The 13,288-nt window shown below is 60.9% G+C and carries 10 protein-coding genes; 5 read left to right on the top strand and 5 right to left on the bottom strand.

Annotated elements, in window-relative coordinates:
• The first annotated feature begins 164 nt into the window (after window positions 1-164).
• From B195_RS11285 to B195_RS11275, 3 genes are all read left to right on the top strand, one after another.
• Window positions 165-1,079, top strand: coding sequence for a LysR family transcriptional regulator (locus B195_RS11285; protein WP_003445313.1), 915 nt, complete (start codon window positions 165-167; stop codon window positions 1,077-1,079).
• A gap of 439 nt (window positions 1,080-1,518) precedes the next feature.
• On the top strand, window positions 1,519-2,457 hold the full coding sequence (locus B195_RS11280; protein WP_003445310.1) for a LysR family transcriptional regulator: 939 nt from the start codon (window positions 1,519-1,521) through the stop codon (window positions 2,455-2,457).
• A 455-nt stretch (window positions 2,458-2,912) separates the two neighbouring features.
• Window positions 2,913-4,106, top strand: a complete 1,194-nt coding sequence (locus B195_RS11275) for an MFS transporter (protein WP_003445307.1) — start codon at window positions 2,913-2,915, stop codon at window positions 4,104-4,106.
• A 170-nt stretch (window positions 4,107-4,276) separates the two neighbouring features.
• Here the strand turns inward: B195_RS11275 and B195_RS11270 are convergent, their stop codons facing one another.
• Window positions 4,277-4,465 (bottom strand): hypothetical protein, encoded by a 189-nt coding sequence (locus B195_RS11270; RefSeq protein ID WP_003445304.1) that lies wholly within the window; start codon window positions 4,463-4,465, stop codon window positions 4,277-4,279.
• Window positions 4,466-4,497: 32 nt separating this feature from the next.
• Here B195_RS11270 and B195_RS11265 point away from each other — a divergent pair, with 32 nt between their 5' ends.
• Complete coding sequence (locus tag B195_RS11265) at window positions 4,498-5,796, top strand: TonB-dependent receptor (protein ID WP_003445301.1); 1,299 nt, start codon at window positions 4,498-4,500, stop codon at window positions 5,794-5,796.
• Window positions 5,797-5,935: 139 nt separating this feature from the next.
• Here B195_RS11265 and B195_RS11260 read toward each other — a convergent pair whose 3' ends face one another.
• Entirely contained in the window at window positions 5,936-6,883 is a 948-nt protein-coding gene (locus tag B195_RS11260; protein WP_037001761.1) for an AraC family transcriptional regulator, read from the bottom strand.
• A gap of 305 nt (window positions 6,884-7,188) precedes the next feature.
• Here B195_RS11260 and B195_RS11255 point away from each other — a divergent pair, with 305 nt between their 5' ends.
• Complete coding sequence (locus tag B195_RS11255) at window positions 7,189-8,466, top strand: MFS transporter (protein WP_003445295.1); 1,278 nt, start codon at window positions 7,189-7,191, stop codon at window positions 8,464-8,466.
• 105 nt (window positions 8,467-8,571) lie between these two features.
• Here B195_RS11255 and B195_RS11250 read toward each other — a convergent pair whose 3' ends face one another.
• The 3 genes from B195_RS11250 to B195_RS11240 form a co-directional block, all read right to left on the bottom strand.
• Window positions 8,572-9,786, bottom strand: a complete 1,215-nt coding sequence (locus tag B195_RS11250; RefSeq protein ID WP_003445290.1) for an MFS transporter — start codon at window positions 9,784-9,786, stop codon at window positions 8,572-8,574.
• A gap of 118 nt (window positions 9,787-9,904) precedes the next feature.
• Window positions 9,905-10,942 carry a methyltransferase gene (locus tag B195_RS11245; protein WP_003445288.1) on the bottom strand — a complete coding sequence of 346 codons (1,038 nt, stop codon included), beginning with the start codon at window positions 10,940-10,942 and terminating at the stop codon, window positions 9,905-9,907.
• 17 nt (window positions 10,943-10,959) lie between these two features.
• Window positions 10,960-12,969 (bottom strand): TonB-dependent receptor, encoded by a 2,010-nt coding sequence (locus B195_RS11240; RefSeq protein WP_003445286.1) that lies wholly within the window; start codon window positions 12,967-12,969, stop codon window positions 10,960-10,962.
• Window positions 12,970-13,288 lie beyond the last annotated feature (319 nt).

Raw genomic sequence — 13,288 nt, 5'->3', positions numbered from 1 at the left:
TAGTCGACATGCCTGACATTGATCCGCAGGCATTTTGTCCGCTGGCAAACAGCACTGCGGCCAGTAAAAACGCAGAAAGCCAATCTACCGTGTGTCGATTTACGAGTTTTGCCAGTAAGATCCGTTACCTACCTCACCGTTGAACCGCCTGTGAAGCCTGCCAGATGAACCGTAACGACTTGCGTCGCGTCGATCTGAATTTGCTGATCGTCTTCGAAACCCTGATGCATGAGCGCAGTGTGACCCGCGCCGCCGAGAAACTGTTTCTGGGGCAACCGGCAATCAGTGCGGCACTTTCACGCCTGCGCAACCTGTTCGACGACCCTTTGTTTGTGCGCACCGGGCGCAGCATGGAGCCTACGGCCCGGGCGATCGAGATTTTTGCCCTGCTGTCTCCGGCCCTGGATTCAATATCCACGGCCGTGAGCCGCGCCTCGGAATTCAACCCGGCCACCAGCACCTCGGTATTCCGGATTGGCCTGTCAGATGATGTGGAATTTGCGCTGCTGCCCATGCTGCTCAAGCGCTTGCGGGCAGAAGCGCCGGGGATCGTGCTGGTGGTGCGCCGGGTCAACTACATCCTGATGCCGCCGCTGCTGGCCTCCGGTGAAATTTCCGTGGGTGTCAGCTATACCAGCGACCTGCCGGCCAATGCCAAGCGCAAGGTATTGCGCCGCAGCAAGCCCAAACTGTTGCGCGCCGACACAGTGCCCGGCCCGTTAAGCCTGGATGACTTCTGTGCCCGGCCCCATGCCCTGGTTTCATTTGCCGGCGACCTCAGCGGCTTCATGGACACCGAGCTGGAAAAAATGGGCCGCAAGCGCCACGTCGTGCTGGCCGTACCGCAGTTCAACGGCCTGAGTACCCTGCTCGCCGGCACCGACATCATCGCCACCGTGCCGGATTACACCGCCGAAGCCCTGACCGCCGCCGGCGGCGTTCGCGCCGAAGACCCGCCGCTGGACACCCCGGCCTTTGAATTGCACATGGCATGGCGCGGCGCCCAGGACAACGACCCCGGGGAGCGCTGGTTACGCTCGCGAATTCAGATGTTCTTTGGCGACCCTGAGAGTCTGTAGGTGTCGTCGGACAGGCTGTTATCTGATCATTTCTGCCTTTCCACCAACCATGGAGCTCCATTCACTTCCAGTTGTTGGGTCGGCCTCTTCAATTGCTTGATAACCGACCCGACCGGCGTTGTTAATCAAGATACCGGTTTGCTCTTGGGTGCTGCCTCAGCCTGACAATGTATATGCACATTGTTTAATACTAACGGCGACGCAAGTTGATACATGCGGCCTATCAAGCTGATGTTCGATCCAAATGATCCCCTGACGATTATTTATTCCAAGGCCCATCCGCAAACGTCCCCGCGGCATTCAGACCTGCTCGACAGCGCTTGCACGTTTTTGGATCAAACCTACAACTTGGCGATGTTTATGCCTTAGTCGAGCGCCTGTTTACCGCTACCATTGCCGCACCCAGCCCACAGATCAGTTCAATGAAGGAACAGAAGAAATGATCGAAACCCGCCTGCTACGCCAATTCATCGCCGTGGCTGAAGAGCTGAATTTCAACAAGGCGGCCATTCGCCTGCATATGGCCCAGCCCCCGTTGAGCCAGGCCATCAACCGGCTGGAAGACAAACTGGGGTTCAGTCTGTTCACGCGCAATAAACGCGGGGTCAAGCTGACCCCGGCTGGCGATGCATTCCTGAACACTGCCTACAGCACGTTGAAGGAGCTGGAGCTGGGCATCGAACACGCCCGCCAGGTGTCCCAGGGCATTGCCGGCAAACTCACGGTGACTGCGTTGTCGATCGCCTACTACGAGTCACTGCTCAGTACCTTGCGCCAGTTCCGCGAGTCCTACCCCAAAGTCCAGTTGATCATCAAGGAGATGCCTTCTTCCAGCCAGGCCAGGGCCATTGTGTCGGGAGAAGCGGATATTGCCTTCATGCGCAAGTTGCCGATCTCGGCGCAAAACGTCGAGTCACGCCTGTTGCTGGACGAAGAGATCGTGATGGCGCTGCCCGCCGATCACCCGAAGGCGAAGGAAGGTCGGATCGACTTGAGGGATTTCGCCGGGGAAGACTTCGTATTCACCCCCCAAGCCCTGGGCATCGGCTATCACAGTCAGTTGATCGCCTTGTGTGAAGCCGCCGGTTTTTACCCCAGGGTGGTGCAGGAGGCTGCGCAGATCCAGACCTTGATCGGCTTGGTGGCCTGCGGTTTCGGCGTTGCCCTGGTGCCTGAGTCGATTGCCGGCTCAATCATGCGCGACAAGGTCCTGTTCCGCCGGATCAACCCCGTGACCGCCTCCCCCAACCCAGCCATCGGCCTGTATATGAGCTGGAACACCGACAACCAATCACCGTTGATGGACAGCTTCATTTCCATGCTCGACTTCAACGCCGGTCCCCGGGTCGAGGGGATGCTGGCCGCCCGGGTCAGTTAGAGTGCCAGCCGGCTGGTCAAGCTCGCGACGCCAGTGCGCGGGATCAATAACCTGGCGGCCCGGCCGTCATCAACGGTGCAGATAATGGTTATGAACCGAGATTCACTTGCCCCCGTTAAAAAGCTCAAACAAACATTGCCGAGCCGACCGATAAAGCAAATTACTTTCACGTCTATTGGCAAGCGCCTGCAGCTGTCAGCGAGAAAAACCGATACTTGAGTAATCGACCTGTTATTCAGGATCGTGCCGCCCCGTGATACGCCAACCCGCCGAACATCACAACTAAACCAGCCATTCACCGCGGATCAATACTCGCGCCATCAAAAAGCAACCAAGCCCCGCCAATAGTATTAAACAGAGACTTTTAAAGTATTTCTCATCTCACTCTTGGCGCCGCACTATCCCCTCCACCTTTGCAATAACGGGTTGCGCCCCTCCCCCACAACCGAGTCTTTATGCCAGCCGTCATCTACATTTTTTCGCTCTGTACTTTTACCTTCGGCCTGTCCGAATTCGTTGTTGCCGGCCTGGTGTCGGCGATCTCGATGGACTTGCATGAGTCCATCTCCCAAGTTGGCTCTGCCATCGCCGCCTATGCCTTGGGCGCCGCCATCGGCGCACCGATCATCACGGCCCTGTTGGCCAACTGGCGCGACAAAACCGTCTTGTTGCTGACCCTCGGCGTGCTTGCCGCCGGCAGCGTGGCCATCAGTCTGGCGCCCGATGTACTGACCTTGCATGGCGTGCGTTTCATCATCGGCCTCGCGCATGGGGTATTCATGGCCGTGGCCTCCAACGCGGCGGTCAAACTGGTCGACCCGGTGCGCGCAGGGCGAGCGCTATCGCTGGTATGGATGGGTCTGACCCTTTCAATCGCCTTTGGCGTGCCTCTGGGCACCTTCTTCGGCAGCTACTGGTCATGGCGCATGGTGTTCCTGGCCATCAGCGGCCTGGGCCTGATCAGCACCCTGGGCCTGGTGCTGCTGATGCGCCAGCAACCCCATTCCTCGAGTCACCGCGCCACAGACCTGAAACAAAGCATAGCGGCCCTGTTGCACCCTGAACTGTTGGGGGCTGCCACGATCGCGATGCTGGTGAGCGTGGCGACTTTTTCATTCTTTACCTTCGTATCGCCGTTCCTGCTGGACATCACCCGTGTCCCGCCGCAGGTTCTGAGCCTGGCGATGCTGGTGTTCGGTATCTGCTCCATTCTCGGCAATTTGCTGGGAGGCTATCTTGTGGATGCCTTCGACGCCGATCGATGTTTGCTCGGCGGGTTGACGGCATTGATGCTTAATCTGTCGGGGTTGCACCTCTGGGGCGATTCGATGATCGCCACGTTAACGCTGGTGGGGCTATTGGGAGTGGTGTTCTTTGCCATAGTGACCATGTCGACCCTGCGCATGCTGCGCCTGGCACACCACTACACTCCGCAGTCCAGTGCAGTGGCTTCAGGGCTTAATATTGCGTCCTTCAACCTCGGAACGGCGTTGGGCGGCATAGGTGCAGGCTGGGTGATTACCCATTTCGGGCTCGCCTATATCCCCATTGCGGGCGCCGCTGCAGCAGGTGTGGCCATTGGCACACTTGCCCTGCAAATGAAAAGCAGGCCTCCCACTGCCGATGGACACACGGATCGATGCCCCTAGGGTCTGTACGAAATGTTTTCGAGCGAAGGTCAGGCAAGGCGAAAACAGGCGGCAAGCGGAGTTCACGGGTTGTGAATGAGCATCCCGAGCCTGTTTTCAATGCTGCATAACCGAGCGTAGATACGACAGCATTTGACACCCCCTGCGCCCCTCCTTAAAGCCGCGTGCACTCAACCGGGTGCTGGCGCAGGGACTTTAGACCGGGCATGCCGAATCAAAAATGGTACCGGCAGTACCACCAGGCTCAACACGCCCATTAACCAGTACACATCCAGGTAACTCATCATCCGTGCCTGGGCGTAAACCACTTTCTCGACGCTGGCCAATGTGTGACCCAGCAAGTCGGTGCTGACCGTCACATGTTCCGAAAGGCGTCCAAAATGTTGCCAGCGTGGTCGCAGTGACAAGCCTGTCGAAAAACAAGGTGGACTACACCGGCTCGTTTTTCCCCAACGGCTATTTCAACGAACTCAATGCCGACTACGAGGCTGCAGGCCTGGCGGGTTACCAGAACCGCGTCAACAACCCCTACAGCAGCACGTTCAAACAGGCCTCCCAGGAAATTCGCTACGTGTCGGTTCCGGATGCGCCGATCAAATGGCTGGCCGGGGCCTATGGCGAATACAGCGACAGCCAGCGCGCGTACACCGCAACCAGCACCTTTGACCCCGCGATGGGCATTGGCGACGGTGTGACCCAGACCTCCCGCGGGCAGACCAAAACCACCTCGTTTGCAGTGTTCAGCGATGCCTCGTTTGCGGCCACCGACAAACTGGAAATCTTTGGTGGACTGCGTATTGGCCATGACAAAAAGAAATTCAACTACGACTTCAGCGTCGACAACCCGGCCTGGACAGCACTGGGCATGGATGCCGGATTTGTCACTGCCCAGCGTGAGACCTTATCCACCACTTACGCGGTACCGCGCATCGGTGTGCGCTATCAATTGACCGATGACACGCAGACTTACGCGAGCGTTAGCCGGGGCTTCAAGTCCGGCGGGTTCAACATCGGGTTCGTGCAAAAAGGCGATGAGCGCCCGTACAAAAACGAGAGCCTGGTGAGCTATCAAATCGGCCTCAAAAGCGAGCTGATCAAAAATGTCCTGAGCCTGGACACCGCGCTGTTCTACATCGACCGCAAAAACCAGCAGGTGCAAACCTACAACGCCCTGACCCAGACCACCCCGGTGGCCAACGCCCCGAAAAGCCGTTCTTTGGGCGGGGAAGTGACCCTCAAGGCGCAGCTCGACGAACACTGTGGCGGCTACGCAGGCCTGGGCTACACCGACGCGACCTACGTCAAATTCGAAAACGCTCCGGCCACCGGCACCACAGGCGTGGTAGATGCCAGCGGCAAGCAGCAGCAATTTGTGTCCAGGTACACCGGCAAACTGGGGGCTGCATACGCCTGGGACATAGGCGCGTACAACCTCAAGGGCCGCGGCGACTTGGGTTACCAATACCGTTCGAGCTTCTACTTCGACCAGTCCAATACCCAGAAACAGGGTGGTTATGGCTTGGTCAACGCGCGTTTAAGCGTGGGCAACAACGAGTATGAAGGCTACGTGTGGGGTGAAAACCTTAGCAACGAACGGTATCGCACCTCGGCCGCTGACTTTGGCTACGGGCGACTGGTAACTGTGGGCAACCCACGTACGTTCGGGGTGGGCGTCAGTAAAACGTTCTGAGTTGAACCGGTAAACGCCCTGCCCGCGCCGCTTAAGGCTTTGATGCCATGACATCGCATGTGGGGCGTTGCTCGTTCAGGGCCGGTGTTCCGGTTCCTTGCACTAAGAGAAGCCGGCCCAACGATAGCTCGCCATGCAATCAGAGGGCCCGGTTACCCCGCACCGACTTCGGCGTGTGCCCGAAGTACCGGGTATACGCCGCCGTCAGGTTGTTCGGGTGCTGGTAACCGATCTTGTATGCCACCTCGGAAACCCTGTAACCGGCGGCCAGCATCTCCCGTGCACGGGTCATCCGCAGCTCCAGCAGATAACGCCCCGGACTGACACCGTGGACCTGGCGGAAGTACTCCTTGAGCCGGTACTCACTGACGCCCATCGCCGTACACAGGAAGCCGTTGTTCAACGGCTGGTCGAGATTGGACTTCATGAACAGGTCTATTCGGTCCAGGGTGTCCAGGTCCCGGGCCGTCAACCTGGCCTGGCGCGCCGGTGCGACTTCGAGGGCCTGGAGTTGTTCAGAGAGCAGGCTCAACACGTGAATGCGCTGGGTCAGGCCGTCCTGCCGTTGGATGCCCGGGCTTTTCAGACGACGCAGGTGCTCGCTGGGGTTGATGTCATAACACGCCAGTCGGCGAAAACTTTCATGCTGGCCCAAGGCACTGCCGAGCAACCCCTGGCAGCGCTCAGGGCCAATGAAACGCGCCAGGGCCGACTCCGTGACCACCAGGCGTAATTGCTGGATCGGCGCGTCGGCGGCATACACCCGCTGGCCCTTGCCCTCGCGAAAAACAGAAACCGTCGCCTGGTTCGGCTGGAACTTCAATTCCCGGCCCTTAGGGCAATGAAACGCCGACTGACCGGACAAGGCGAAGGCAATCACCAGCATGCGCTCTGTCCCCTCGTGCTGGCACAGTTCGGCGCAAACTTTATGGGCGGTCATCTGCGACTTGATCACCGCGACCCCCGCTTCACAGTCCAGCCGCTCGACCTGATGGTTGCCCGCCCCGGCAACCCCCTCGAGCCGGGTCCAGGCAGAAGACACCGACAAATCCTGGCTTACCCGGCCCGGGCTCAATAACTCTCGCATATCCATCCCCCTCAAAGCGTGTCTTGTGGTGCCGTGGCAAAGCCGGCACCGCTCTCGTTGCAGCGGATCAGACTACGGCGCCAGGCAGACGGCCAGTCGTATACCGTATCCCATAGATTATTCACCGCCACTCATATTCAATGCTAATCATTCTCATCCGCGATTGCACTAACATCCATTGCTGGCCGGTCATACCCGCCGGTACCACTGCGCCCTGGGTGACCAGGGCGCCCCCCCCTGTCAACGCCTGTCGCCCGCTCCGGGAGGCGGGCCTGCGCCTGATCGGGCGCCATAAGGAACTTCTCATGCTGACCCCTGCTCCACGCACCGCATGGTGGCCCCAACAGCTGCTGCTGGGCTGGCTCAACCTGGCGCTCACCGCGCCGCTGATTTATCTGTATATCGGCCTGCCTCTGGTCATGCGCCAGAACGGCTGGAGTGGCACCCAGATCGGCCTGATGCAACTGGCCGGCTTGCCCGCCATGCTCAAGTTCCTTCTGGCTACCCCCGTGGAGCGCTATCGGCTGGGACAGGCCAGCTACCGCAACTGGACACTGCTGCTGATACTTTGCTACGCCGGCACCCTGGGCCTGCTCGCGGCTCATGACCTGAGCACCACAGAGCCAAGCCTGATGTTTCTCCTGGCGATGCTGGTCAGCGTGCTCGGCACATGGGCCGATGTACCGCTGAACGCCTTGGCGATCCAGATCCTCCCGGAGTCGGAACGGGTACGCGCCGGTGCCATCCGCTCGGCAGCCATGTCCCTGGGCGCAATTGTCGGCGGTGGCGTGATGTTGCTGCTGTACACCCGCGCTGGCTGGGCCTGGCCCTTCTACGTACTGGGTCTGGGCTTGCTGTCGGGGGCATTGCTGCTGCCCTGGCTCAAGCCCAAGGCCGGGCAATCGCAGACGCCCTCCCTGAACCGCTCCGCGCCGCTTCCCGTACAGGCTGGCTGGCGTCAATGGCCGGGGTACTTTGCCATTGCCGAACAGCGCATCTGGGCCCTGCTGGTGCTGCTGTATTACCCGTTCCTCGGCGCGGTGTGGCTTTACCTCAAGCCACTGATGCTCGACCAAGGCTTTGCGGCGGATCGTATTGCCCTTATCGTCGGGATAGCCGGCGGCCTGACCGGCGCCATCGCCAGCATGCTGGCCGGGCGCCTGACCCGCCTGATCGGTAGCAGCATCTGCCTGCCGCTATTGGCCCTGGGCAATCTGTTGGCCATTGGTTGCCTGACGCTGGTGGTGACGGTCGGCCTGGGCGACAACGCCATGATCGCAGCCGCCATGCTTGTGGCCCTGGCGATGGGCGCCTCGGCCGGCCTGATGTTTGGCTTGATGATGTACCACACCCGCCCCGGGCTCACGGCCATGGACTATGGCCTGCAATCGAGTCTGTTTGTCGCATCGCGCACCCTGGTACCGATACTCGCCGGAGTACTGCTCGATCGCCTCGGCTACAGCGGCATGCTCGCCTGCCTGCTGGCGGGCCAGATGCTGGTGCTCCTGCTTGCGTGGTATAGCCGCAAGCGGATCTTCAGCCTCAATCACTGCACTCGCCAGCCAGCGCCTGAGCCCGCGTGAACCCGGATGACTGCGCCGCGGCCTGATTGCGCCGCGGCTTGCTCCAGGCGTGTATTGATCCGCTGACTCACGGGCACTTCATAGGGTATGCCTGTTCCTTTGTGTTCAATCGGCCAGGGTGCCGGGTTTGCCGGCACGCAACGAAACACAAAGCTCGAACACCAGGATGGCGATCAAGGCTTGCACCGGCAGGTCCCAGCCGCCGAAGTACTGATGCAGCAGGCCCATGCCCAGCGGGCCGAGCACTGCAATCATGAAACCAAAGCCCTGGGCCATGCCCGACAACTGAGTGGTGACCTGTTGGTCGGGGCTGCGCAGCACAAACAGCAAGGCACTCAGGGCCGGGCCCGCGCCCTGGCCGACTCCCAGTATGAGCATCGCCACCCAGGCCATGGGCAAAGGGGCATACAAAAGACCCAGGCAACCTGCCAGGCAACAGCCCACAGTGGCTGCAATGTAGCCCCTCTGGTCCTTGACCCGGGCCGCCAGCACCGGCGCGAAGTAGCCGCCCAGTACCAGACCCGCCTGGGACACCGCAAGGTACAGTGCCGCCTGGCCGACGGTGGCACCCCGCTCGATGTAAATGCCCGGCAACCACACCAGCAAGCCGTAGAGGTTCAAGGCCTGCAAGCCGAAGAACAGGGTAATCGACCAGGCCGTACGGTTTTTCAGCACCCGGGGCCGGACTGCGCTCAACGTTGGGGCCGTAGCGGCAACCGGCTGGCCATGGATCAGTTGGGGTGCCCAGAACACCAGAGCGATCAACGCCGGAATCGCCCAGGCACCCAAGGTCAGGTAGGCGGCGTCGACATTGCCCCCCAGGCCCTGATAAATCGGCACGGTCAAGCCGGCGGTCAAGACTGCGCCACCCCCGAGCATCAATGAAAACAGGCCCATGATGTGGCCGATCCGGGTCGGCTGGAACCGCTTGCGCACCAGGGCCGGCACCACCACATTCATTACCGCGATACCGACGCCGGCGAGCAGGGTTCCGGCAAACAGACCACTCACACCAAGGGCTCGCATCCCACAGCCCACGGCCAGCACTGACAAAGCCGCAAATAAGGTGCGCTCTTCACCAAAACGCTGGCGCAGGCGAACCCCCACCAGGGCGAACAGGCTCAGGCAAATGGGCGGCAGAGAAGCGATCAGGGTCGCTTGGGTCGTGCTCAGGCGCAGCTCGCCGAGGATCGGCCCGAGCCCGGCAAAAGCGATCCGCAAGTTCAGTGTCACCACAATAAAGCCTGCCAACAGCCACAGTTCGCCGCGCGCCAAAGCGCCCTGCCCGGGCCCGGTGGCGGCGGATTGTTCAATGCTCATAAGAAACTCCAGACAATAGAAAACCCGGCGCATGGCAGAGCCATACGCGGGTGGACAGCAAGAAATGAAGATCAGGCCACAGGACTGGCCATCGGACACAAGAGCGGCAGGCCGGGGATCATTGCTCGCCTTTGCGTGCCAGCCACACGGTCAACGGGGCCATGGGGAAATCGCATTCACCGCCAAGCTCTACGCTGGCGAACCCCGCCTGCACCAGCAGCCCGGCCAATTCCCCGGCACGCGGGACAAAACGTCCGGCCATCAGCATTGACAGGTAATACGGCATGACCCGCACATTCATTCCAGGTTGCCCGGAGCGTTCGGCGTGGGCGCTGATAAACAGCCCGCCCGGGCGCAATGCGTCATGCACGCGGCGCAGCAGGTCGAGGCAATCAGGCACGAAATGCAACACCGAGGAACACCAGATCACGTCATAGCCTTCGCCAAATGTGTCCTGGCTCAGGTCGCCGCCAAGAATCGCGATGCGCTCCTGCAAGCCGGCATCGGCCGCCAGTTGCCCGGCCACCGCAGCAGTGGGTGGCCAGTCGAAGACTGTCGCGTGCAGGCCGGGGTATTGCCGCACGAGGGCCTGGGCCACCAGACCCGGCCCGCCACCGAGGTCGAGCACCCGCTCGGCGCGCTGCACCCCGGGCAGTATCTGCAGCAATGCAAGCACGGCCGGCACACTGATGGCCCGTTGCTCCTGAGCAATGTGGCTGGCCGCTGCCGCGGCCCAGTCCTGCCCACTGCCCGCAGGTTTTGCTGGCGCCATAGCAGGTTCGCCAACCACCCGCTGACGCAGGCTGGCACCTGACTGACGCAAGGCCTTGACCCGGAAATGCCAGGCGTCGACACAACCGTTTGGCCCGGGCAACCAGTAGCGCCGTGAGATTTCGCTCAAGCCATAGCGGCTGCCGTGCGGCCCGTCTATGCGCTGCAACAGCGCCATGCTCCAGAGTAATTCGAGCCAGTGGCCTGTGTTGTCCGGCGCCAGTTGCAGGCGTGCGGCCAGGGTTGGCACGTCGAGCGGCTGCTTCAGGGCACTGAACAGATCCAGTTCCAGCGCCAGGGTCAGGGCTTCGGCCTGAACCGCTGCGCCGGCCAGTTGCCAATAGGCTTGCAGCGGGTGGCTGTGATTGAAATCAATGATATTCACGCTCTGTACTCCCTTATTTACAAGTCGAACGTCAGACGCAATCCCAACTCCCGAGGGGGGCTGTAGACGTCCACGAAACCATTCTGGTAGCCCACTGCGTCGTAGCGTTTGTTGGCCAGGTTGTTGACGTAAGCACTGATTTCGAAGCGCTCGAAACTGCGCCCGACATCCAGGTCCACCAGGCCGTAACCAGCCCGGCTGTTGCTGTTGGCCGCGTCCAGGTAGGTGCGGCTGACGGCGCTCAGATTGAGCTGGGTGTACCAGCGGTTTTCGGCGTCGTAGCGCAGCCCCAGGTTGCCGGTCAGGTCCGGGGCGAACGGGTTGTGATTGCCGGAGTAGTCATTGGCACCGTCGGCGAAACTGTCGAAACGGGTACGGTTGGCCGCCAGTGCGCCCTGGATCTTCCAGCCGTCACCCAGCAGGTAGTCCGTCTGCAATTCCAGGCCACTGGAACGCGCAGACGCAGCATTGGCGATGTACACCACTCCCGGGGTGAGCATCTGCTGCACCTGCATGTCGTCGATACTCATGGTGTACAGGGCCACCGAGTACAGCAGGCGGCGGTCGAGGGCGCCGCCCTTGAGCCCGATCTCCCAGGAGCGGACTTTTTCCGGGGCATAGGCCGGATAGTTGGCGGCCGGGCTGAAGGTATTGAAGCTGCCGGCGCGGAAGCCGTCAGCGACGCTGGCATAGAGGAAGGCGTCATCCATCCATTCGTATTGCAGCGCAACCTTGGGCGAGAAACGCTTCCATGAGGCATCGCGCGAATCGCCGCCTTGCGGGGTGAAGCGTACAAAGTCGCGTTCGGCGCGTCCGCCCAGGGTCAGGGTCCAGCGTTCGGCCAGCGGGATCATCCAGTGGCTGAACAGTGCCGCGCTGTGCCCTTGCAGTTTGGCGCTGTAGGGCAACAGGTGCATCGGGGTCTTTTGCTCGCCGCCCAGGTCGTGGCGGTCGCGGTCAAAATACATCCCGGTGACCCATTGACTGTCGCCCAGCGTGCCCTCCAGGGTGAACTGTTGGGACAGGGTATTGAAGTGGTTGTCGCGGCCGATATGCAGCGCGTCGGCAGGCCGGAAATCAGTGTCCTGCAAGACCCGGTCATAAAAGTCGCTGTTGCCGGTTACCGAGCGAAACTTTAAACCCGAAGCCAGTTCGGTGCTCAGGTCCAGGGACACGCTGCGTGCACTCGAATGATCCCAGCCCCGCACGCCGGAACTGACCCGCGTGCGACGGGTGCCGGATGCGCCCCACTGGGCTGCACCATCGTCATAGTCCTGACGCGAGTAGCGCAGGATGGCCTCGCTCGTGTCGTCCGGCGTCCAGCGCAATGCCATGCGCCCGCCGTGTTTTTTGCGGTCGTCGGCCTGGCCGCCATGGTAGAGGTCGTCAATGAAGCCATCCTGTTCGCTCCAGTTGCCGGTGACCCCGAGGAACAACCGGTCCTCTACCAGCGGCCCGCTGAGGTCGGCGCGGGCCACGCGCCTGTCACGGCTGCCCAGTTCGGTGGACAGGCGCGCGCGCGGGGTATTGTCCGGGGCGCGGGTATAGATATTCACTACCCCGGCTTCAGCGTTGCGCCCATACAGGGCCGACTGCGGCCCGCGCAGCACCTCGACCCGCTCGATGCCCAGCATATCGTGATCAAAACCCTGGGCCATAAAGGTCGGGACCCCGTCGACCATCATCAGTGCCGAGGAGGAATAAGAGGCAAAGTTGGAACTGATACCGCGCACCACCGGCGGCTGGATCGCCGACTGGCCGAAGGGCTGGAAGCCGAAGCCCGGAACCCGCCGCAACAAGGCCGGCAGGTCCTGTACATGCTCGCGCTCCAGGGTCTGGCCGTCGAACACACTCATCGCCGCCGGTACCGATTCTGCACTCTGGGACAAGGTATTGGCGGTCACCGTGATCGCTGGCAGCTCTTCCAGCGCTTCGGCCGGCGAAGCAGCGGCAACCAGCAAGGCGGCCCATAGCGATGTGCTTTTTCCCCAGGCGCAACGACTGGCCCCAGGCAGATTGACATTCATTTGATGCGCTCCCAGACATGCTCATTGGTTCAATGGCAGAAAGGTTATCAGCGACAAAGAATGATAATCATTGTTGTTTGTATGCCATCCAACGAATTACATCTGGATTCCGGCGCGCACTATTTTGTATGACGCAATCACCTGGGGGTGCACCCGTAATACTTTTCAAAAGCGCTACTGCAGCTCGAAAAGTGTTGAAACCGCCACCGTAGACACATAGATGCCTGACTCCAGAAGCTCACGGGCCTTTGCCATGCAGATATCCGTATTGCTTGATTGTCCCGACAGCGCAATTGCTACCGTCAGGGCACGCCCGTGC

It is taken from the genome of Pseudomonas sp. Lz4W, from assembly GCF_000346225.2.
In the GTDB taxonomy this organism is placed as follows: domain Bacteria; phylum Pseudomonadota; class Gammaproteobacteria; order Pseudomonadales; family Pseudomonadaceae; genus Aquipseudomonas; species Aquipseudomonas paraversuta.
Note: the sequence above shows the minus strand (reverse complement) of the source record. Positions and strands in the feature narration are given on the sequence as shown.